The organism is Rhizobium sp. NLR16a (assembly GCF_017948245.1).
Classification (GTDB): Bacteria; Pseudomonadota; Alphaproteobacteria; order Rhizobiales; family Rhizobiaceae; genus Rhizobium.
The window spans coordinates 382,202-404,135 of record NZ_CP072869.1; the positions used below are offsets into that span (position 1 = coordinate 382,202).

Consider the following 21,934-nt stretch of genomic DNA (forward strand, 5'->3'; position numbering starts at 1 on the left):
TGACGATCGGCTCCCAACCCCCGGTGCAAAAATCGCGGAGATAGTTACGCTACGTAGCTCCTGCACGCTTGCTTGCGGGGTATGGGTTGCTTGTCACACCGAAAACCAGAGTAATCCATGTCTATTGGTATCCTCACGCCGACTGGTGAATGCAGCATCGAGCCTGCTCCTGGAAGGCCTATCATCCTCCTCGGACCTAACGGTACTGGAAAGAGTCGCCTTGGCATCCACATCGATAATCTTGAGGAGACAGGAGCCTCTTATCGTATCGGGGCACAACGCTCACTTGAGCTCCCGGATGAAGTTTTTTCGGAGAGGTACGAACGAGCCGTTGGCTTGCTTCGCCGTGACAGCCGGCGCGTCCAGGCCTCGCCGGGATCAATGGAGCATAATTACGATGAAGTACTTGTCGCCCTCTTTGCCGAACGCCTCCGGGCACTGGAACTTGCGCACGAAAAATCGAAGGGGCGGAAAAATTCCATTCGACCGGTTACCGTGATCGACAGACTTCAAGAGCTTTGGCATGAGTTGATCCCCAGCCAAAGCCTTCTGTTTTCGGAAGCCACCGTCCGGGCGGTCAGGCTCGATGGCGATGGCGAGTCATACGAAGCGTCCGCGATGAGCGATGGAGAGAGGCTTGTTCTCTATATTCTCGGTCAGGTCCTACCGATCGAGACCGATAGCCTTCTGATTGTTGACGAACCCGAACTGCACATGAACCGCTCGCTGCTTATGCGGTAATGGGACCTTGTCGAGCGCGCCCGACCGGACTGCTCTTTTCTCTATGGTGACACATGACATCGATTTCGCGGCGTCCCGTCGCAGCGCTCAACTATATGCCGTTCTAAACTATGTGCCGGCGACCTATAAGGAGGTGCTTGTTCGCACACGAACTCGGCTTGAGGAGGACACGCCGGCAATGTGGACGATCGAGCCCTTGCCCTCGGCGACTGAGCTCCCGCGCGATCTTCTTGTGCGGATGGTCGGAAGCCGCAAACCAATCCTGTTTGTTGAAGGGAAACAAGGCGGCCTGGACGAGACGATCTATAGGGCGATCTATGGCAATTTCACCGTCATCCCGTCCGGATCTTGCGGCCAGGTGATCCAGTTTGTCCGCAGCTTCCGCAAGCAGGAGGAGTTGCATTGGCTGCATTGTGCCGGTTTGGTGGATCGCGACAATCGCGATCCAGCGGCGGACGGTGCTCTTGAGGAGGGGATTTTTACACTTCCCGTTCACGAGGTCGAAAACTTGCTTCTCGCGCCCGAAGTTTTCTTTGCGTTGGCCGAGGAACTCAAGTCGACCCCTCCTCGATCTATTCTGATTTTCACTCAAAATATCAGGGCGTCTTGGCAGCTCGGGACTTCGAGCAACTTCTCCTTCTATACGACAACAAGAACAAGCTTTTGGACATGCTCGGGAAAGCATTGGACCTGCAAGGCAGAAGCGCGCTCGAAAATCTCGTGTCTCGGCTTCTTGTATCGCCAACCGCGAGCCCACTGACTGGCGCTCTCGTGCAACGACTTCCGGTAATTGATACTGGTACGTACTGACACGCAGGCAACTTCCGTGAACCCCTCGTACGCGGCTCCTGCTTGCTTCAGAAGCTCGGGGGCCATGACATCTCCATGCTACCCTCGACCTCCGATCGATCTTCGCCTCCGCCCATGCTAACGCCGAAACGCGCAAGAGGTGCGGCAGCGTCGCCGATCGGTTGGTTGCAAAAGCCCTATCCGGTTGACGCTTTGATCGATCTGGCCGGGTGGCATCTGACTTCATCGTCGTCATCGGACCACCTCCAAAGGAACGGAAGTTAGCGCGCTCCGATGGGATCCGAACTTTGAAGCCGAAGGGGATTTCGAACGAAGAGTTCGACGCGGACCACGTTCTGATCGCTTCCCTTCCTTGGTGGCTTCCTGTCGGACGAACGGCGTGCGCAACGTTTCTGGGCAGATCTGCAGAAACTTGTCGATCGAGATGAGGACGTGCTTCTGAATGCGCCCGGCACTTATGACGCTGGCCGCGGTGCCGAGTGATCAGGCTGTACAGCCCTTGGTGATGCCGACGTCGGTTGCGGCCTTAACTTTCGGTTGCATTCTGGGGAATGCTCGCTCAACGCTTTGCAAGTAAAAAGTACGCTAAAATGGCTGGAGCGTCTGGGTAGAATTGGTCGTTCGGCAACGATCTGCGGTCGAGCAACCTCGATTTATAGATAGCCGTCAGACGATACGCCTTCAAGAAGTCTTACCTATGTCTTGTCCGGAGGGGGTCATGGCAATTCGGGTTCTGCCTTCACAGATCATCGCGATGCTTGCGCCGCGGCGCCATCGCTTGCGCAACTTCTTGTGGCACGCAGTCCGCGGCGCCTGGAACAATCCACAGCTCACCTGCCCCGCCATGATGGCAACCGGCAGGACGATACGGATCTTCGCGATATGAAGGCGATCATACAAAAGCTCGGCTCCTACCGGGTCATTCGCAATTCCTGCGACCTTCTGCGCGACCCGGATTGATGCCGCAGCGCGAGTACATCTGCAACCAACACTTTGGGAGGCAAGTCATGGCAAAAGTTACTCGTGGAAGCCGACAATCAACGGGGGTGGCCATGCCGGTCCTGTTGCTGACGAAGGAAGAGACGGACAGTTGGATGCGGGCGCCCTGGGATGAAGCCGGGGAGTTGGCCGGTCCATTACCCAATGATGCGCTGATCATTTCGCCCGCGAGCCGTACGGATCCACGATCGTCTCGAAATCTGGAGAGCCGGCGGAACAGGGCAGCTTACAGTGGTCGAGCGGGTGCCGGCGAATTAGGCAGACGTTGGGTAAGCCTCAGTTGTGTCACCGTCGCAGTTCATCCAAGTCGCGATCGAGTCATGCAGCATCCAAGGTGATGGCGCGCTGAGGGTGACCTCAACGGTGTCGACTGCGGTGAAATGGCACCACTCTTCATCATCTGAAGTCCATTCGCCGAGAATTTCGCCGTCCACGCGCAATATGTCACCGCTAAAATCAGGGTTGTGATAGCCCGTCATAATTATGCCGTTACGAACCATGCCTCCTGTATCGGTCATTTCACAGATGGCTCGAAACTGAGCCCTCACAGCCTCTACACTGGGACCGGAGATGAGGCCGACCTCGAAGATCCTGTATCGCAAGGTTCCGACGTAGTGGTCCATCTCCTCATTGGCGTCGATTTGACCCGACATCTCACCATGTTGTTCGGTCTCAATATGCACGATGCAGAAACCCTCCTGTATATTTCCAAATTGGCGCTGCACTGGGCTCGAGACCGATAACGAATTCGATCACTTTGGCGGAGGACAATTCGCACGGCTTCAGTAGCAACCCAGGCCCAGCCAGTCGATAGAGGCTAAAGCTGACGATATCGCTTCCGCTAAGCTCCTCGCCATACAGCCAGGTCCGTTTGCCATCCCGCGACCGCTTAACGGTCACGCCCCATAACCGCTTACCAAAATATCCGTCGAAACAGCCGTCCGGCAATTTCGCTAGCGCATCTTCGAATGCCGCCTGAAGCGATGGAGGTTTCTCGCCGTCGTCGGTCATGGTTCCAGGCATTCGTCGCAGATGCCACAGCCATCGTCATCCAAGGGCATTTAGTGCGGCCTCCTTCTTCGTCCAATAGTCGAAAAACGCGGCTCAGGCGCATCAGTTGAGAGGCGTTTTTGCCGCTCGGTTCAGTTAAGACGAGGTACCCAATATCGTCAACGTGAATGGCGCGGCGTTGCTGGATATCGACACCGAGGGAGCCGGCTCCCAAGATCCCGATCAATAACGCACGACCCGTTATGGGAGGTCTTTGACAATGCTGATCTGCTGCAGCCGGTCTTTGTCAGATATAGACCTGCAGGATCTGATGCGCTAACGACTCAACTGCCTGATCTACAACCCTACCGGGTCCACCAGACACGGGCGACACCGTGGCGCGCTGTGACGAGCAAGAGAGGTGACAATGGAAATGGCGATTAAGCCCCTCCGACATATTCTTAAAGAATATTTTTCCGGTTCGAAGCTTTCAATCATAATACTGTTAGCGTCAATTTTGACCGGCTCTGCGCTCTCAGTACTCGTCCCCTTTTATTTCTCACGTCAGCTAGACGTGTTGGCCGCCGGCGCCCCAACTGGTCAATGGGTTCAAGCCTTTTGGGTTTACGCAATCCTTTTGGGTATTTCGGTCACCTTTCAGCGAGGAACACAGTATCTTGCTGTCATTCAAGCTGAACGCTTGGGATTTTTGGCTTCCCGAAGTTTTTTTGAGCGGTTGATTGCTAAACGACCTAGCTTCTTCGTCGACCATAATCCTTCAGAAATTCAGTCAGCTCAGTCTCAAGGCACACAGGCGATCACCATGCTTGTTCAGGTCGCGTTCATTGCCTTTCTGCCTGGGGCAGCCTCGTTTGGCTTCACAATCGCTATGCTAGGGGCAGTGATCAACCTGCAGATCGTTCTGGTCGTGCTGACCTACGGTATGATTTTCTTGACTTTGATCGTGATTTCGAACCGCGTTAGCCGGCGACACATGGAAGCAGCCATTGACGCTGGTCAGGCGAACGCACGGTATGTGGGGAATGCGATCAGCGTGATCGAACCTCTTCGACAAGCCGGAAGCGCTGTGTGGATGAAGGATCGCTTTACCCACAGCGCAGAGTCGGTGTTTCTTAATTGGCGGGCCTACGCAGTCCGGCGCATCGGTTTTGCCGGCTTGGTCGGCGCTTCCATCACGCTACAATTCGGAATAACCTTTTTTCTGCTGATGCCTCGATACGAGGCAGGCACGCTGTCTATCGGCGATATTGTTCTCTTCAATACTCTCCTCCTGCAGCTGAATGTTCCATTTGAGCTCATCGGACAATCGATTGATGAAACACTCAGAGCGATCGCCAAGATGCGACCACTGGCGCGTATTTGGTCGGCGCCAGAGGAGGAGGACGCGGACGATCGAGAGCCCCTTATGCTAAAGCAGGGGACTGTCGAATTTCGAGAGGTCAGCTACAACTATCCGAACGGACGTGGCGCAGCCAATATATCGTTCAAAGCAGAACGGGGAACCATCACGTTCATAACGGGGGAAACGGGATCGGGGAAATCGACGCTCCTCAAACTCCTCCTCAAAGCGATCGAGCCGGACGCAGGAGCTATCCGCATCGATGGCAAGAACCTCCATGAGATCCCGCGCGCAGCTTGGTTCGCGAAGACAGGAATCGTCCCCCAGGAGGTTCTTCTTCTGAACGACAGCTTGAAGACGAATATCACCATGGGACGACCCCTCGACGAGAAACGCCTGAAGGAAGCCGCCCGAAAAGCGGCCATTCTCTCCCGAATTGAAGAGATGCCTGAAGGTTTTGAAACGACGGTAGGGGAGCGGGGGCTAAAGTTATCGGGCGGAGAACGACAACGGATCGCCATAGCGCGGGCACTTTACGGTTCACCCTCAATATTGCTGCTCGATGAGGCAAGTTCGGCTTTGGACGATACAACGGAAACGGAGATTATGGGCCAATTGAGGCTGGTCGGCAGTGATATGACCATAATAGCGATTACGCATAGACTGAGTAGCATTCAACGGGGCGACCAGGTGGTAGAACTTCGAAGCCCCGCAACAGCGATGCCGAGCCCACACGAGACCAAATTGTTTGTAGAGCGACCAAGTGCCTGAGGAGGTCCGGCGGCAGCTACAGATTATATTTATCTTATAAATCCCTTATAAGTTGCATATACCCGAAAGCGTGCAAACATCTGAATTGCCAATTCCGGCAAAAGAGAAAGGAAACTGCTATGAAAGTTCGCCTTATCAAGCTGAATGCCCCTCGTGCTACCGGTCGTGCAACCAAGTTCCTCGTCCGGGGTGACAGCGCCCGTTACCGGTACTAAAGCTAGGGGAGCTCGTGAATGTTGCGCGGGACACTTTCAGCTCGTACGGTTCGCGAGCTCCCTAACTCGTCTCCACAGGCTGGCCGCATTGAGCCGCTAGAGCACTGCAACGTTGTCTATCGATTGATTCAAGAGCCAGCGGCATGGGCGATAGTCGTAGCAGAGAAAATCTCAGGTCATGCATACTCGCTCACAGGCTTATCCGACGCCTATAAATTCTTCGAGGAGTTCGATGGTGAGGTTCTCCTCCTCGAAGTGCAACACAATGAATACGGATTTAACTTAAGGCTGTTGTCAAATGGTAACGGCGTTGCGCCGGTATATTTCTACCAGACCGGCGATTTCCTCCACTTAGATTGGGATAGCCACCGTCTTGCACAGGCAGTTCCATATAAGCCGCTAGATTTCCAATTCCTTTGCCGATCTATAGTGGATCCGGTTTATACCTATCGGACGCCGTTCTTAAATGTCCAATCCCTCCCTCCTCGAACGGAGTTGTTATGGGATGGTTCACGAGTATCAATTTCGCAACTCCAAGGTGAAGAGCTCGTTGACGAGATCGATCGCGAAGACGCCGCAGAGTTTATCGCCGATCATGTCGCGGCCTTTCTTACCAAAAGAGCCCAGCCCGAAGATAAAGTTGCCGTTGAGCTTAGTGGTGGGATAGATTCATCGTTTGTCGCCTTGGCAGCTTTTCGCGCTTGGCAGGGGAGAGGAATAACCCTGGGCATCGATATCGGCTTCGGCCATGAACGAGCATCTCAAACAAAACGCCGAAACAAAGTGATCAGGGCCTTGGGCTGCCGAGACTTTTTGATAGATGTCCGTAACCATTTGCCGACTTTTGAGTTGTCGGAGCAAGACCTTGAGAGCCGCTATTTGCTGTCGGAAGAATACGAGCGCTCATTCACGCGAATATGGCAGATTGCTCAGGAGCAAGGATGCAACGTCATCACAGGCGGATATGGAGGCGACGAGCTCTTCCCAGCTTTGGAAACGGACGAAGTGCGTCAGGATAAGCTGAGAGGCGTCACCGAAGCCGATCTCTCAAGAATTGAGCTGGTCTATGAGGAGATTTTCACGCCGGAGGCTGTGCAAGCCTTGAACGATGGATTCATTGGCGAGTTGGATGCCGGCTACCTTGGAAAATCTGCGCGACTGGCAGTAATAAAACGAGCACCGCTCTTGCTATCTCGTGGGTTTTGGCCCGTATTTCCGCTTTTTGACGAGAAACTGGCGGCGGCGCTGCTTTCGGCAACGGTGGACGAGCGCCACGAGAAAGCCTCGCTTCAACGGGCCGTCAAGGCACTTTTAGGCGACAATGACATCTTTGGAGAATACGAAAAAGAGACCTTGGAAGGAGCTTCGGACTATTCTCTTCGCACTAACATTGATGACGTCATTCATGTCCTGGCCCATTCACGTCTAATCGATGTGGGAATTCTCAAACCAGACGCAATCAGCATGGATGGTATCGGAGATATCTCGGACAAAAAAAATCCATACTCGCCCGTCCTGTCAGTTCTTTACGCGGCCGAGAAGTTTATCAGATGGAATCTCGCTTGACAGATTTTCAAACCATTATCGGACGGTGGTTACAGGTGGATCCAACCCAGGTTCAAATGGTCACTGACGGGGTAAACAAAAACCTCCGCGCGATGGTCGACCATCAGGACGTATTTTTCAGGTTTTCACCAGCCTCACTGCACTCGAAGAGCGATCTGGAAGCCGAAGCAGCAGCATTGAAGAAGTTGTACTCTATGGGGGTGCCGTGCTGTGAAATCGTAGAGGTAGATGGTCGGCAGATCTGGGGGCCAGTCAAGGTCAACGAGGTAGAATATAACGCATTGGTAAATCGCGCTATCGTGGGCTCATCATTGGCACCTGTCCCTAGTGACGCTAAGGCTTTCGGCCGCTCCCTCGGCCAGCTACATCAAGTATCCGCGGATCTGCCCATCCCACGAAATGTGTCGACCAGAAAAAAGCGAGTAGATCCAGTACTCCAGACAGTCTTGCACGATCTTACAGAATTGGCGAACACCTTCGAAGTCAATCCGGAGGCAGAGGTGGGTATCTGCCATGGCGATGCGTGGCTCGGTAACGCCATCATGAGAGAGAACACGGCGGTTCTATTTGACTTTGAGTTCATGAAATTTGAAGCCCTGGCTTATGACATCGCGACCTTTATTTGGGCGCTTCGAGCCGATAACAACGAAGAGGAGGACCAGACCTTTAGGAGCTTCGTGAGAGGATATCGCGAGGAGTGCAACAAAGAGTTCAGCGAAGGCGAATTGAAGAATGGTCTCCTGCGGAAGGAGATCAATAATATCGAGTTCCTTTGTGAAAACGTCGCAATGTCCCGAGAAGTTAAAGTCGCTACCGCACGGTTTGCCCGGGACACGATTGACTTCGTTCTGAGCGACGAGTTTTCACGGTTTCGCTGGGTTTAAGCCGAACTATGGATAGCTTGATAATTAGACAACCGCGATCCTCAGATAAGGAGGACATCGTCGCGGTCTATGAGTCCAGGGGCTTTTTTGACTACTCGCCGTCTCGCCCCGATCTAAAAGTCATCGTTGCAACAGTAGACGCCTATTTCACAGAACTAGTTTCCGATCCGGCCTCGATCATTCTCTACGTCGCCGAGCTCGAATATCGGCTTGCCGGATTTGCGATCGCCCGAAAGGGCGCTCGGGCTACTTGGGAAGTCCAGTCGGGCGTGCATTTCGATCATCGAAAGCAAGGCATTGGGCATGTCCTTCTAGCAGCGTTGTTTGAAGAAATGTATAAGCGCGGACCGGCTGCATGCAAGGCAACAGTACATGCCGGAAATGTCGCCTCGATAAAGATGGTATCGCGATTCTTCCGAGAACATGGAGAATTTACCGGCTTGCCGGGCTTCCTGCAATTCACGACATCCTGGTAGTCAGAAGGAAGCGCCAGAAAAAACCATTGGGTGACCCGCCAGGAGGTCACGTTCTTTGACCGCTTGAATAGTATCTGCCATTCTCTGCTTCCGAACTTCAAAAAAAATCTGAAGCCTTTCCGTCAGCGGCACGGGTTGCCGGCTGGAAGCTAGCCACAAGTATGAAAAGGCTGCCTTTCCAATCTCTCCCTCGGGCCCGTGCTTTTCTCCGTCGATCACAAGGTAACGCGCGCATTGTGCGATTGCTGTACGAGTGAATATGGCTGTCGGGTGGGCGAAGTAGGTGTCAATGATATCCGTAATCAACTTTACACTCTCAAACACGCTATTCGCAGGTTCGCGGAGCCTTATACCATCGTCAAGCAGCCGTTTCCGAACAAGGTTCTTTCGGCCGTGGGGAAGCGTAGCAGCACTCGCCAGAAGAAGATTTTGGAGGAACTCAAGGCGTAACGCGATGCTTTCTGCATCAAGTCGTTTGTTGAAGAAGCCCCGTCCCGGATAAAAGTCTATCAGATCTTCTGCCGCCAGCGCGATCAAAGCCTCTCTGATTGGAATTGCGCTGAACCCTAGCTCAGATTCGAGCGCCCTGACCGTGATAGGCGCACCAAACGGAAGTTCTCCGTCGACAATTTTGCGTTTCAACGCCTGGTAGGCAGGTCTGCTGGTCTGGTGGATCAATATCGTCTCCGTCAGTCACTGATCGGAAAGTAGGTCACGTTCGCCAAACTAACTCTCACGGCTCAACTTAAGTATGGTCAACTGAAACGAGTAGGACGAGTTTGATAAAATAATTGTGATCGACCGTCAGCTTGCTCATGTCGACGACGAAAATATCACGTGTTCAATCAGTTATCTGAGATTAGCGACCGATGCTGCCTACCGTGCGGAGCCTCCGACTCGCCTCTTGGTCGTATCGACCGGATCGGGGCTTCGTCTCAAAAATGCCATACGACCGCTCACAGTGTCTTCGGAAACACGTCCGCATGAGAGAGCTGGAGGTCGTACGTGCAGAGATTGAAGATCAAGCAATGTTTTCAGCCGACGCCGGACTATTCGTTCAACAACCCAGTATGGATACAGCTTTAAATTTAGCAGGACCTTACCTTTTCGGGCGCTGAACCGTGGATGAAATGCGATGACGATTATTATTCGGTGGAACCATAAGAGATTTGCGGCGGCTATCGCGATAGCAATATCAAGTCTCGCTCCGGCTGGAACTGCCGTTGGGCAGGACAAACAATCAACTCAAATTGAGCTCGCCCAAGCTGACGTGAGCAAAGCTGTTCGTCAGGACGTCGCGAACGAGGTCCGCATTGCTGGATCTCTAACCCCAATTCGCCGCTCAACGCTTACTTCACGTGTCTCCTCCACGATCATAGAGCTTCCGGTACAGATTGGAAATGTCGTCACGAAAGGCGATCTGCTTGTCCGCTTTGATACGGAAGGACTTGAATCGGCAGTCACCGCCAAAAGGGCTGAAATCGACGCCCTCAACGCCCAGATCGAGCTCGCGGAGGTGGTGCTCGAAAGAAACATCACCCTTGGCGAGCGCGGTGCTGCGTCAGAGGCGACCCGGCTGGAAGCAAGGGCAAATCTTCTCAAGCTTCAAGCCCAGTTGAGGGCCAAACAGGCTGAGGTCGCGGATGCTGAGCGGTCTCTCGCCTATGGAGAGCTGCGAGCCGAGTTCAACGGCATGGTTGCCGCTCGTCCAGTGGAACAAGGACAAACAGTCGCGCTGAACACCGACCTCATGACCATAGTGGATCTCAGCCAGATGGAGGTCGATGCGGGAGTTCCCACAAGCCGCATTCCGCTTGTACGGCTTAAGCAGCCCGTCGACCTGGCCGTTGAAGGCTTTCCGGGACGGACGTTCACAGGCCAGGTCGTCCGTATTTCGCCAACGGCCGTTGCCGGATCTCGGGCGGTGCGTGTCTTTATTGCCATCGATAACGTACAGGGTCTGCTGCGGGGCGGCATGTTCACGACGGGGGTTCTTAAAATCGACGATCAGAAGGATGTCATCGCCCTTCCGACTGCTTCGATCCGGCATGATACGGGAGGCTCGTTCGTCCTCAAGGTGGAAGATGGCGTCTTGCGCAGACAATCCGTGGAGCTCGGTACGAGTTGGACCGACCGTGATCTCGTTGAGGTATCGGGCATCAAGGAAGGCGATGTAGTGGTCACAGCCCCGTTGCGCGATCTTGTTGCGGGCACGCCAGTGGCCGTTGAGGGCAGTTGACCGATGTTCCTCACTCGCATCAGCGTCAAGCATCCCGTCTTCGCCACCATGATGATGGTAACGGTTCTCGTGCTCGGCTTGTTTTCGTACAGCCGTCTCGGCGTGGACTTGTATCCGGAAACCGACCTGCCGATCGTGGTGGTCGCAACCACCTATACCGGTGCATCTCCGGCATCGGTGGAGAGCGAGGTCTCACGACCGATTGAATCGTCGCTGAATACCATTGGTGGGATCGACACGATAACGTCGGAGTCTTACGAAGGGCGCTCCATCGTCGTCGTTCAGTTCGAACTCGACGTGGATGCACAGGTGGCGGCGCAGGAGGTGCGCGACAGGGTTGCACGGCTTGATGCGACCTTCCCTGACGGCGTGGACACCCCCCATGTCACACGCTTCAATCCGGACGACGAACCAATTCTCTCCGTGGCGGCATCCTCGTCCAGCCGAACGTTGTCCGAAATCACGACGCTTGCCAACCGTGTCATCACCAACCGTCTGAACGTCATTTCGGGCGTCGGTCAGATTTCGCTCGTTGGCGGCAGCGAGCGGCAGGTTCTCGTGGTCGTAGATCCTGATCGCCTCGAGGCATATGGTGTAAGCGTCGTCTCCGTGATGGACGCGATCCGCCGCGAAAATCAGGATCGTGCGGCGGGGACGCTCATTTCGGGCATCAATCAGCGGATCGTGACGGTCGAAGGGCGCATAGCGGATTCCTCGAGCTTCAACAGCATCATCGTCAGCCAAAGCGGCGGCTATCCCGTTTACCTTTCAGATGTAGCGACCGTTCTCGATACAGGCGCGGAAGTGACAAGCCGCGCGACCTATCAGGGCGTCACGTCGCTTGGGTTGGACATCGTCAAGGTCCAGGGGGCGAACACGGTCGCGGTGGCGTCTGCGCTTCGCAATGAAATTTCCGCGTTGAATGCAGAACTCGCAAAAGAGAATGTCCAGCTCACCATCACCCGGGACAACTCCCGCCCGATTGCCGCACAGGTTTCCGAGGTACAGCGGACGCTGATCGAAGGTGGCGTCCTAACCGTGCTAATCGTGTTCTTGTTTCTGAACTCGTGGCGATCCACCGTCATCACCGGGCTTACGCTCCCGATTTCCGTCATCGGCACATTCGCCGTCATCCATGCTCTGGGGTTCACCCTGAATACAATGACGCTGATGGCCCTGTCGCTGTCGATCGGTATTCTCATCGACGACGCGATCGTCGTGCGCGAGAACATCACTCGCCATCTCCAGATGGGCAAGGGCCATGTCAGGGCGGCGCTCGACGGCACCAACGAGATCGGCCTCGCCGTATTGGCGACGACGCTATGCATCGTCGCCGTGTTCCTGCCTGTCGCATTCATGGGGGGACTGATCGGCCGCTTCTTCCTGCAGTTCGGCGTGACTGTCGCCGCGGCCGTGATGATTTCTCTTTTCGTGTCCTTCACGCTTGATCCCATGCTTTCGAGTGTCTGGTACGATCCTCAATCCCAAAAAGGTGCCAAGCGAGGACTCCTCGGCCGTTTGGTGGAACGGTTCGACCGACGGTTCGACGGCCTTGCGGACCGATATCGCTCTGTCATTCACTGGACATTCGACCATCGGAAAACAACAATTGCGATGGTCGTCGGCATGTTCGTTGCGAGCCTGCTGCTCGTTCCCCGCATCGGAGCCGAATTCCTGCCGCCGGCCGATCAGGGTGAAGTGAGCATATCGCTCGAAGCCAACGAAGGCGCATCTCTCGATTACATGGCCGCCAAGGTCGGCCAGGTCGAACGAGCGCTGCGGGAATTCCATTATGTCGCTTCGACGTATTCGACTATCAATTCCGGCGGCGCCCGCGGGTTCAACGAGGCCATGGTGGCCGTGCAGCTTGTGCCCAGCATCGATCGGACGCTGACCACGTCGGAAACCATCGAGCCGATCCGCCAACGCCTCTCGCGGATCGCTGGCCTTAAGATCTCTGTCGGTCAGTCGGCGGGAGTGGGAGGATCATCAAAGCCGCTGCAGCTCTCGATCCTGGGGGATGGCGACGAGGAACTGCGACGAATTTCGGATCAGATCACCTCGGCGCTCGCTGCCATCCGGGGCGCAACGGAAATCGAGTCGTCGATCGAAAATGTCCGACCCACCCTCGCCGTCCGAGTGCGTCGCGAAGCGGCAAGCGATCTGGGGGTGTCGATTGCGACGATCGGCGACACGCTTCGGCCGCTCGTCGCCGGCGACGCAATCTCAGTCTGGAACGCGCCCGACGGTGAGTCGTACGACGTCATGGTGCGCCTGCCGGCGACCGGCCGACGAGATGCGTCGCAACTTCGCAATCTCACAATTTCCACCGGCCGCACGGACGAGGATGGCAAGCCGATAACCGTCCTGCTGGACCAAGTCGCCGATGTCGTCGAGAGCACGGCGCCCAATGCAATCACCCGTAAAGATCTGTCTCGCGAGGTTCGTATATCAAGTAATATCGAAGGCAGAGCGTTAGGTGACGTAACGGCGGACCTGAATGCCGCCATCGCCAAGATGGACATTCCTATCGGCTATCGCATCTCCTTCGGCGGAGATGCCGAGAACCTTGCGGAGAGCACCGGTTATGCGCTTCAGTCCCTGGTGCTGGCGGTCATCTTCATCTACATCATCCTGGCTTCCCAGTTCGGCTCATTCATCCAGCCGATCGCCATCATGATGACATTGCCCCTCTCCTTGATCGGCGTTTTGCTCGGCCTCCTATTCACGGGATCGACGCTCAACATGTTCTCGATGATCGGGTTCATCATGCTGATGGGGCTAGTTACCAAGAATGCGATCCTTCTCGTTGACTATTCCAATCTGGGAGTGCGGGAAGGCACGGATCTGCGCCAGAGTCTCGCCGATGCCGGAGCGGTCAGGTTGAGGCCGATTGTGATGACCACGCTTGCGATGATCTTCGGCATGTTGCCGATGGCATTGGGCCTGGGCGAAGGCGGCGAGCAGCGTGCTCCGATGGCCCATGCGGTGATTGGTGGATTGATATCCTCGACGGTGCTTACGCTGGTGTTTGTGCCGGTTGTCCTGACTTATCTTGACGGCATGGCGACCCGCGTTGGGCGCTGGTTTGTTCATCCGGCGGCAGCGACAAGGCCGTGAAGCTCAGCGACGGCAATCAGCCGCCGCCTCGCCTTCTTCTGCGATCCGTTTGGCAACCTGATCGAACTCGCCGAAGTCCTGCCGTGTTCCCACCCCGGTGGCCATCCCGACATCGCTGTGGCCAGACGCCCTCCCATATCTCGCCGAACATCAAGGAACATCCTCATGAAAATCTGGTTCATCACCGGCGCCTCCCGCGGCTTTGGCGCCCTCGTCACCACACGCGCTCTTGCTTAAGGCGACGCCGTCGTCGCCACCGCCCGCAATCCAAAGGCGATCACCGAGCGGTTCGGGAACACCCCAACCTGTTTTCGGTCGCCCTCGGCGGTCCATCCTCTCCGAATGGCGCACCGTCTCGGTCTCGACCGATTTCGCTGCCGACCAATAACAGCGCTCGTCTGGTTAAACGTCGTCCGATGGAAGGCCGCTTTCGGGGTCTCTCCCATCGCCTTGAAAGGATCAGAACCGGCGGCACTTTGGGCGTATACGCTAAGTACCTGGAGTTCATGGATTTCGCGGGTCAGCTTTTATGAACTAATGCCTAGGTCAACCTGTGCCGTGCTGAGGCGCCTTTCTCGTCGGAGGTAGCCACGAACGCAGTATGAACGCTAACACCAATCTAGTTGATCTGGTGGTCTAAACTAGCCGTCTCTGAACGAACGCAGGCCGAGAACCTTCAAGAATTGTGACGAGATGACTGTTGCTGTTGGGGTTTCCAATTGAGCGCGACACTTGCCCCCGGGGCCAGGGGGACCTTATCGATTTCGTTAGCATGCCGCCGATAGCGACGGGGTCTAACAGCGAATAAACCACACAAAGTGAGGAAGAGCCCGTTTAGGTGCCAAATGACACTCCTCCACGGGAAGGCCCTTCCGATGTCATTCGCTTATGGCAAAAACCACCCAAGGCGTAGGTCTGCAATCACGCACTCGACGGAAAGCCGGCTACGCTTCGCGGCAAGCTCGAATTGCATTCGCAGATCATCCTGAACGAACATGAAGCGCTTTACCCCCATGCCGTTGACCAGAACTTCCAAGTTCGTCCGAAGGACGGTCTGGGTCTCGTCACAGAACTTGAAATTCCATTGCGCCCCCTCATCCTTCAAGAAATTGCCATGGGCGTATAGGCGATCGGGCCGGCCGATGGTCCACATGACAAGCGATCTTGGGTCTGGACCATAGGCGCCCTGGATACGTTCTCCCAGTCTTGCGTCATCGTCGAGCCCGCCGATTGCGTGTTTCTGGCAGTACATTGGAAATGGGTGGCTGTTTCGCCTGATCTCGGACAGCGCCGCGCGTCGCAGGACGGATGGATCATCTGCGTCCCAACCCGTTGGCCAGGCAAAGTCGATAGCGGACTTTTGCAGCGACCGCAGGGCTGGAACATCGCCCAAGGCGCCAGACAACGTTTCGAGATAGGGGATCGTATAGGCTCTCAGGTGCTGGTACTGGCACTCGCCGATCAGCCTGTCCATCGCACGGCCTGCCCTGGCAAAGTCACTCTTGACGAGGGCAAAGAGCAGTCGGTTCGAAACTGATGTCGGGTTCATCTCCGATTCCATCGCGTCCGCGGTGGCGACCAGGCCGGCTTCGGCCGCCTGGAACAGAAGTGATGACTCGCCTTGATAGGCGCCCGAGAGACCGTTGAGATATGAAATAAAGACGTCGTCCGGGAAATCCCGGCGTAGTGAAGACAGGCAAACTTCTGCCTCTGGAAATCTCCTGAGGCGGATCAAGACATCCGCTTGCTCTGACAGCGCTGCACTATCTCCACGCTCCGACAATTTCGCGTATTGCTGCAGCGCCTGGTCAAGGTCACCCCGCATCCGGAGAACCTGTCCGATTTCAAACTCCGCCAATTCATCCTGTTCCCTGGTCGTCAGTTCGCGGAGTTGCTTGATGGCAGTATTGGTGTAGCCCTTGTCGAGTGACAAATCGGCGCGATGAAAAATCGCGAGCGGCTCGACCCAGTCCTGATCCCTGAGCCAGTGTACGGCACTGTCGGGTCGAAACGCCCCCTTCAGGATCAGGAACGCTGTTGGGAAGAACCAGTCGGGAGCTTGATCGGGCCAGACCTTGTCGACGACATCTGCCGCCTCGATCAGCCGGCTCTTCGCGAACAGGATCAACGCTCTACGGCAGTTCGCGTAGATCAGCCCCGGCATGAGCCTTTCCGCTTCCACGTACATCTGCAGGGCCTCGTCGTCCAGTCCGACTAGCTCAAGGCAGTGCGCGTGCATGAGGCGCATTGTGATGGTTGGGCTGCGACCGGTCAGCCAGCGTTGGAAGAGGGGAAGCGCTTCTGAAGGACGATCCGCTTGATAAAGAAGTTGAGCTCGGCGTCGTAGGATCGTTGGCTTGTCGCGATTTTCCAAGCGGTCGAAATAGGTGAACAGCGTTGCCGCCTGCTCGGGCGCAAGGACTACCGCGCTTGCAGCCTCGGCGGCCCGCCTTCGCAACACATGCTCGATGGTGTCGTCGGCTACCAGGGAAACCAACCCGTCTGCGTCCCCCAGGTCCCTGAGGATTCGCAGCGATGCGGTTCGGATGTTTCTTGTCAGGGTCTCGTCGCGCACTAGGGAGAGCAACTCGACACCCGTTCCATTGCGCTTGATTGCCGCGAGGCAGGCGTCCAGGAGGGGAGGATCGCCTTTCACCAGGTCCAGGAGCGCCATCCCTGCAGGTGCCGAGTCCAGAATCCGCAAGCGGATCGCCAACTTGGCCGTATCGGTTGGACGCGGATCTGCAACCAGGAACTGGAACAGTTCTTCCCGCTTGTCTTCCTCTATGGCATCGAGGACATCCGACCAGTCTTGACTTGAGAAATGCTCGTCAGACGCAAAAAGTGCCAGAAGCTCCGGCACGGCTGTCATCGTTTTCACGAGCTCGGGCCAAGCGGCACGATTGTCCTTCGAGACCCATCTTGCCAGGGCCATCCGCAGTTCGTTTGCTTTTTCCTGATAACCCAATTTGTCAAGCGATGCCGCTGCATCCAGTCGTAACGGTATCGGGTTGTCTGCTCCCGCGGCGAGACGCTCCAGGGGAGCAGCCGCCTGCAGTTCGAACAGGTCTTCGGTCGCGCTGGCGCCACCCCTCCCGAAACTAACCGCCAGACGTTCGAGATCCCCTGTCAACTCCTCCATCGCAGCGGCGCCGCCCGGATAGTCCTTCAATAAACTAATGGCATCGCGAAGCGGGACAATCTCCATGGATTGGGTCGTCAATAGCCGTTCACAGACCCAACCCTTCCCCAGTTGGCGAATCGCATCGCATATGTGCTTGATGACGGCGTCGGACACCGGCGTGTCGACGTCGGCGCCTTCTACCACCGCCACGCCGGCAAGAGCCGCCCCGTAGGGCACGGCGGACGTTGCCAATTCCTCCACCAATTCATCAACGGAGCCGTCCTTGCTTTTGATGGCAAGCAGGAAAAGGATGACCTGGCGCCAAGACGGATCAGCGGCCTGGCTGAACAACGCGCTGATCGCTGCGGGGTTCACCTCGTTCGCAAAGGACAGGGCCGTAAAATACTCCCTGAACGTCGGGTGAAGCCATTCGAATTCGTTGGCGTTGGTCCGAAGTACGCCACTGCGCCTTCCGAGAAATTCGAAGAGCTGCTTGGAGCGATGGGTGGCCATGAGGGGCGGCAGGCCGAGGTCGCGTCGCAACTCCTCTGCCATGCCTTCGATCAAATCCTGCGGATCGTTTCCAAAATCAACTGTCGTGGCCTGCTCCTGGATCTCACTCATGGAACGCGCCAAGATCGCGAGATATCTTGGCAGGTGATCCTCTGCTAGGTTGCGCAGATCGTCTTCCAGCTCGTTGTCAGCGGCACGCTTCAGTCCTTCCTTGAGGACGATGTCGACGAAGCGCCGATAGAGTTCGCTGCGTCGATACGGCAACTCCCCTTCTTTTCGAAAAACGCTGGCCGCGATCGTGACCAACAAAGGGGTTCCGCCCAGTTCCGCACTCGTTGTCTTCCTAAATGCCTCCAGGAAGTCCTCGCAATCCTCGCCGAGCCAGGCCTGCGCCAGTCGCCGCTGCTGGGCGTCGTCGAAAGGGCGCAGTTCCAGCGTACTGAAGTTTGGTCTCGCCGCGATGGGAAGGGCGTTCGGGCGTGAACTCAGCACAAGCTTGTTGCCGTCTCGCGCCAGGTCGAGCATCCATTCCAGCGTTTCGGCCGCAACTTCCGCCCCAACCTCGTCATAGCCGTCTATCAGGAACAGCCAGGGCGCGCCGGTTGCTTCCGGCCACTGCCGAAGAAAGCCCGGCGGCGGTCTCGATCCAATGGTCAGCTCCCTCGGTTCGGTCTTTGCGAGGGCCGACCACAGGCGGTCCTCCAGGGCCACGCCCTTGGCTTCGGCAAGGAAGCGCATCTTGATCGGGAAGGCGATGTGTTTGCGCTCCAATCCAAGTTGCGCAGGATCCGTCCATGCGCAACGGGCCATCTCCCGAAGTATGGTAGACTTGCCGGAGCCGGGGCCCCCCTCGACAAGGAGGCTTCGACCATCGGCTAGGAGCGTTGCTCCGGTTCCAATCTCGATATCGGTCCCGGCCCCCCCATCTCGCTGCCTTCCCGTAACGGGAACGTAGATCTTCGCAGCGGCTTCGAAAGCGAAGTCGCCAAGAGAATACGACCTGCTGTTGTAGGAAGACAACGACTCGGCGTAGGAGAACAGAGACTCTGAGAAGGAGCGCTTGGATTTCTCCGCGAGGAGAGTCTCGAAAATGTCGAGCGTCGTCTTCGCGTGACCGCCATCTTCGGGTGCGGTTTTGCACCGATCGATCACCGCAAGCACGTCGGCTTTGCGGATTCGCTTCCCGGCGATGAGCTGGTCGCTATGAGCCCGCGTCAAATCGGACCCCGGCATGAACAGGTCGGTAATTGGTCCCCGAAGCGTCTTGCCCGACGCATCCCTGGCAAGTTGGATGACCGCCTCTGCAATCGCGTCAACCACCCGATGGGATAGCTCAGTCACGCCGGGATACTCACACAGTGCTTTCTTCACCGCCTCGCCGATATGCGTGATTTCCGAATTATGACCTCGAATGGTGGTCCTCGCCAACGTTCTCGCAACGTCCGACGCGCTGAGCTCTACTTGCCTTGCGAGCTGTTCGACGAACTGGCGCGCCGGGTGATGGCCAGGCAGTCCATGGATACCGTCAGGCTCTTGGAGGGTCTGCAAGAGCCATCGAAGATTGTTTACAGATTCCTCATTTTCCCAGAAATAATGGTTCGTGGTGAAATCGAAAGTAACCGCCCGATTGGCACCGCCTGCCGCCTAGCGCCCTGATGGCCTAAGAGACGTGTTTAACGACGTCGTTAGCGACGTGTCTTAGGCGAGGATTGCGATGCGCGTTGAAATTCTTGGGCAGGAACGTCGACGGCGGTGGCGCGAAGAAGACAAGCTTGCGATTGTCATGTCGGTTGGGGTTGCTGGAGCCACGATCACAGAGGTTGCTCATCGTCACGATTTAACGCGGCAGCAGATATACGCCTGGCGTAGCGAGCTCAAAAAGAAGGGGCTTTTGTCGGCATCTGCGAATGCATTGTTCATTCCAGTCGATATGAATGCCGTGCAGACCGATGTCCCTGAACTCAGGGAGAGCTGCTGCGGGATGATCGAGCTACGATTGAGCTGCGGCCGCACACTTCGCTTCGAGAGTTCGGTGGCGCCCGGCACCCTGACGCAGGTTATCCGGGCAGTGGAAGCAGCATGATTGGACCTGGGACCGGCGTTCGGGTGTATCTTGCGTGCGGGATCACGGACATGCGCAAGGGAGTAGAAGGCCTTGCCGCGCTTGCGCAGAATGTTTTGCGTCAGAAGCCGACTGGCGGCGCGGTCTTTGCTTTTCGCGGCAAGCGTGGCGATCGTTTGAAGCTGCTCTATTTTGATGGCCAGGGCTTCTGCCTGTATTACAAGATCTTGCAGAAGGGGCGGTTTCCTTGGCCTTCGGCATCCGACGGGACTGCCCGGCTGACGTCGGCCCAACTGGCGATGTTGTGGGAAGGGATCGATTGGCGTCGTCCTGATTGGGGTGCGCCACCGGCCCGTGTCGGGTGATTTTATCCCACTGAAACCACTGGTTTTTATGGAAATTTATCCTGACTCGTGGTAGTCAGGATCATGTCTAGCGCGACGACAAATCTTCCGGACGATCCAGCCTTTCTCAAGGCAATGATTGCCGCTTTGCAGGCGGAAAACGCGAAGATGTCGGCCACATTGCAGGCGCATGACCAGTTAATCCAAACGCTGCGGCTGCGCATTGCCAAGCTGAAGAAACAGGTCTTCGGCAAGTCCTCCGAAAAGATTGAGCGTGAAATCGAGCAGCTGGAACTGGCGCTTGAGGATCTGTTGATCGCCGCCGCTGAAGGCAGTATGGCGCCAATCGATGAACCTGATGAGGCGGCGTCTGTTGTTCCCTTGGCGGATACGTCTGAAAAGATCATGCGCCGGCGCCCACGCGTCTCGGACAAGGCGGTTCGCGAGCGCCGAGAGCTCGATCCTGGCTCCTGCTGCCCGGAATGCGGAGGTGAATTGCGTCTTGTCGGTGAGGACGTCAGCGAAATCCTCGACATGATCGCCGCGCAGATGAAAGTCATCGAGGTTGCTCGACTGAAGAAGTCCTGCCGCTGCTGCGAGAAAATGGTACAGGTGGCAGCACCCAGCCGCCCGATACCGGGCAGCATGGCGGGCGCCGGCCTTCTTGCTTATATTCTGGTCTCGAAGTTTGACGACCATTTGCCACTGTACCGGCTGAACGAGAACTTCGCCCGCATGGGCGCCGACATTCCCGACAGCACGATGGTTGATTGGTGTGGTCGCGCCATGCAGGTGCTTCAGCCTCTCATCGAGCGGATCGAAACGGCGATTATGGCAAGTGACCTCCTTCATGCCGACGACACCCCGATCCGAGTGCTGGATCGCTCGCTGCGAGACAAGGGGTTGGGCAAGGGTGTGAAGAAGGGCAGGATCTGGACGTATGTCCGCGATCAACGTCCATGGGTGGGGACTTCCCCGCCCGGTGCAGTCTACTATTTTGCTCCTGACTGGAAAGAAGAGCACGTGCACCGCCACCTCAAGCAATCAAGCTGCATCCTTCAGGCTGACGGCTACAAAGGATATGGCAAGCTATACTCGCTTGGAGAAAAGGGAGGATCTCGCTTCAAGGAAGCCGCCTGCTGGGCTCATTGGCGACGAGACTTCCACGACATCTGGACATCAAACAAGTCGGAGATTGCGCGAGAGGCTCTCGATCGCATCGGAGCGCTTTACGACATCGAGCGTGGCATCAACGGGCAGCCTGCTGAGATCCGTCTTGCTGCGCGTCAAAAGCAGAGCAAGCCTAAGGTCGATGCATTCCGCCACTGGGCTGAAGCTCAACTCACGCGCATTCCGGGCAAAAGCGATCTGGCGACAGCTTTCCGCTACGGATTGAGCCGATGGTCTTCGCTCTGTCTGTTCCTCGAAGACGGCCGCGTCGCGATCGACAACAATGCCGCCGAGCGGGCACTACGTCCGATAGGCGTGGGAAGACGGAACTGGCTCTTCGCGGGAGCCGATACGGGAGCGGAGACCTTGGCACGCGCCATGACGATCATCGAGACGGCCTTATGCCGCGCGCGGCATAATGCCGTTTATGCCGACCGTCGAACTATGCCGAACGCCTCTTTTGATGAGGACGCTACACCGTGCGTTCCCGGCCGGTTCGGCGGGTCGCCGTTGGTTGACACTCGGCATAGTTCTCATGCTCAGAGGGCGT

Annotated in this window: 14 protein-coding genes and 3 pseudogenes; 13 read left to right on the forward strand and 4 right to left on the reverse strand. The window is 56.4% G+C overall.

Annotated features, from left to right (window positions below; genetic code table 11):
* The first annotated feature begins 117 nt into the window (after nt 1-117).
* The 3 genes and pseudogenes from J7U39_RS28845 to J7U39_RS28855 all read left to right on the forward strand — a co-directional run.
* Complete coding sequence (locus tag J7U39_RS28845) at nt 118-741, forward strand: ATP-binding protein (RefSeq protein WP_168302289.1); 624 nt, start codon at nt 118-120, stop codon at nt 739-741.
* A gap of 178 nt (nt 742-919) precedes the next feature.
* Nucleotides 920-1,501, forward strand: coding sequence for a DUF4435 domain-containing protein (locus tag J7U39_RS28850; protein WP_210633130.1), 582 nt, complete (start codon nt 920-922; stop codon nt 1,499-1,501).
* Between the two features lie 1,099 nt (nt 1,502-2,600).
* Nucleotides 2,601-2,779, forward strand: a pseudogene (locus J7U39_RS28855) (SOS response-associated peptidase); the annotation flags it as partial.
* A gap of 25 nt (nt 2,780-2,804) precedes the next feature.
* On the opposite strand, the gene J7U39_RS28860 reads toward J7U39_RS28855, so the two are convergent.
* Both J7U39_RS28860 and J7U39_RS28865 read right to left on the reverse strand, forming a co-directional pair.
* Nucleotides 2,805-3,233, reverse strand: a complete 429-nt coding sequence (locus J7U39_RS28860) for a hypothetical protein (RefSeq protein ID WP_168302287.1) — start codon at nt 3,231-3,233, stop codon at nt 2,805-2,807.
* Entirely contained in the window at nt 3,223-3,573 is a 351-nt protein-coding gene (locus J7U39_RS28865; RefSeq protein ID WP_168302286.1) for a hypothetical protein, read from the reverse strand. Before J7U39_RS28865 ends, J7U39_RS28860 begins: the two co-directional genes overlap by 11 nt.
* 394 nt (nt 3,574-3,967) lie before the next feature.
* Between J7U39_RS28865 and J7U39_RS28870 the strand changes: the two genes are divergently transcribed.
* The 4 genes from J7U39_RS28870 to J7U39_RS28885 all read left to right on the forward strand — a co-directional run bounded on the left by J7U39_RS28870 (nt 3,968) and on the right by J7U39_RS28885 (nt 8,812).
* Nucleotides 3,968-5,671 carry an ABC transporter ATP-binding protein gene (locus tag J7U39_RS28870; protein ID WP_210633131.1) on the forward strand — a complete coding sequence of 568 codons (1,704 nt, stop codon included), beginning with the start codon at nt 3,968-3,970 and terminating at the stop codon, nt 5,669-5,671.
* Between the two features lie 233 nt (nt 5,672-5,904).
* Nucleotides 5,905-7,452: an asparagine synthase-related protein gene (locus J7U39_RS28875; protein ID WP_210633132.1), complete on the forward strand. Its 1,548-nt coding sequence runs from the start codon at nt 5,905-5,907 to the stop codon at nt 7,450-7,452.
* Nucleotides 7,449-8,336: a phosphotransferase gene (locus J7U39_RS28880; RefSeq protein WP_168302283.1), complete on the forward strand. Its 888-nt coding sequence runs from the start codon at nt 7,449-7,451 to the stop codon at nt 8,334-8,336. The genes J7U39_RS28875 and J7U39_RS28880 overlap by 4 nt, the downstream gene beginning before the upstream one ends.
* 8 nt (nt 8,337-8,344) lie before the next feature.
* A complete protein-coding gene (locus J7U39_RS28885; RefSeq protein WP_168302282.1) occupies nt 8,345-8,812 on the forward strand; it encodes a GNAT family N-acetyltransferase in 468 nt (155 codons plus the stop codon).
* Here J7U39_RS28885 and J7U39_RS28890 read toward each other — a convergent pair whose 3' ends face one another.
* Nucleotides 8,813-9,490: a GntR family transcriptional regulator gene (locus J7U39_RS28890; RefSeq protein ID WP_168302281.1), complete on the reverse strand. Its 678-nt coding sequence runs from the start codon at nt 9,488-9,490 to the stop codon at nt 8,813-8,815.
* A gap of 457 nt (nt 9,491-9,947) precedes the next feature.
* Between J7U39_RS28890 and J7U39_RS28895 the strand changes: the two genes are divergently transcribed.
* From J7U39_RS28895 to J7U39_RS28905, 3 genes and pseudogenes are all read left to right on the forward strand, one after another.
* Nucleotides 9,948-11,051 carry an efflux RND transporter periplasmic adaptor subunit gene (locus J7U39_RS28895; RefSeq protein ID WP_168302280.1) on the forward strand — a complete coding sequence of 368 codons (1,104 nt, stop codon included), beginning with the start codon at nt 9,948-9,950 and terminating at the stop codon, nt 11,049-11,051.
* Nucleotides 11,052-11,054: 3 nt separating this feature from the next.
* Nucleotides 11,055-14,171, forward strand: a complete 3,117-nt coding sequence (locus tag J7U39_RS28900; RefSeq protein WP_210633133.1) for an efflux RND transporter permease subunit — start codon at nt 11,055-11,057, stop codon at nt 14,169-14,171.
* A gap of 165 nt (nt 14,172-14,336) precedes the next feature.
* Nucleotides 14,337-14,494, forward strand: a pseudogene (locus tag J7U39_RS28905) (short-chain dehydrogenase/reductase); the annotation flags it as partial.
* A gap of 563 nt (nt 14,495-15,057) precedes the next feature.
* On the opposite strand, the gene J7U39_RS28910 reads toward J7U39_RS28905, so the two are convergent.
* Entirely contained in the window at nt 15,058-19,236 is a 4,179-nt protein-coding gene (locus tag J7U39_RS28910; RefSeq protein WP_210633134.1) for an NACHT domain-containing protein, read from the reverse strand.
* A 286-nt stretch (nt 19,237-19,522) separates the two neighbouring features.
* Here J7U39_RS28910 and J7U39_RS28915 point away from each other — a divergent pair, with 286 nt between their 5' ends.
* The 3 genes and pseudogenes from J7U39_RS28915 to J7U39_RS28925 form a co-directional block, all read left to right on the forward strand.
* Nucleotides 19,523-19,891, forward strand: a complete 369-nt coding sequence (locus J7U39_RS28915) for a transposase (protein ID WP_105746072.1) — start codon at nt 19,523-19,525, stop codon at nt 19,889-19,891.
* Nucleotides 19,888-20,235, forward strand: coding sequence for an IS66 family insertion sequence element accessory protein TnpB (gene tnpB / locus J7U39_RS28920; protein WP_164050677.1), 348 nt, complete (start codon nt 19,888-19,890; stop codon nt 20,233-20,235). The genes J7U39_RS28915 and tnpB overlap by 4 nt, the downstream gene beginning before the upstream one ends.
* Nucleotides 20,236-20,298: 63 nt before the next feature.
* Nucleotides 20,299-21,783, forward strand: a pseudogene (locus J7U39_RS28925) (IS66 family transposase); the annotation flags it as partial.
* Between the last annotated feature and the right edge of the window lie 151 nt (nt 21,784-21,934).

What these genes read in the sequence shown, in the direction of transcription:
- J7U39_RS28845 (WP_168302289.1), top strand. Translation starts at nt 118, where the DNA reads ATGTCTATTGGTATCCTCACGCCGACTGGTGAATGCAGCATCGAGCCT.
- J7U39_RS28850 (WP_210633130.1), top strand. Translation starts at nt 920, where the DNA reads ATGTGGACGATCGAGCCCTTGCCCTCGGCGACTGAGCTCCCGCGCGAT.
- J7U39_RS28865 (WP_168302286.1), bottom strand. Translation starts at nt 3,573, where the DNA reads ATGCCTGGAACCATGACCGACGACGGCGAGAAACCTCCATCGCTTCAG.
- J7U39_RS28870 (WP_210633131.1), top strand. Translation starts at nt 3,968, where the DNA reads ATGGAAATGGCGATTAAGCCCCTCCGACATATTCTTAAAGAATATTTT.
- J7U39_RS28875 (WP_210633132.1), top strand. Translation starts at nt 5,905, where the DNA reads ATGTTGCGCGGGACACTTTCAGCTCGTACGGTTCGCGAGCTCCCTAAC.
- J7U39_RS28885 (WP_168302282.1), top strand. Translation starts at nt 8,345, where the DNA reads ATGGATAGCTTGATAATTAGACAACCGCGATCCTCAGATAAGGAGGAC.
- J7U39_RS28895 (WP_168302280.1), top strand. Translation starts at nt 9,948, where the DNA reads ATGACGATTATTATTCGGTGGAACCATAAGAGATTTGCGGCGGCTATC.
- J7U39_RS28900 (WP_210633133.1), top strand. Translation starts at nt 11,055, where the DNA reads ATGTTCCTCACTCGCATCAGCGTCAAGCATCCCGTCTTCGCCACCATG.
- J7U39_RS28915 (WP_105746072.1), top strand. Translation starts at nt 19,523, where the DNA reads ATGCGCGTTGAAATTCTTGGGCAGGAACGTCGACGGCGGTGGCGCGAA.
- tnpB (WP_164050677.1), top strand. Translation starts at nt 19,888, where the DNA reads ATGATTGGACCTGGGACCGGCGTTCGGGTGTATCTTGCGTGCGGGATC.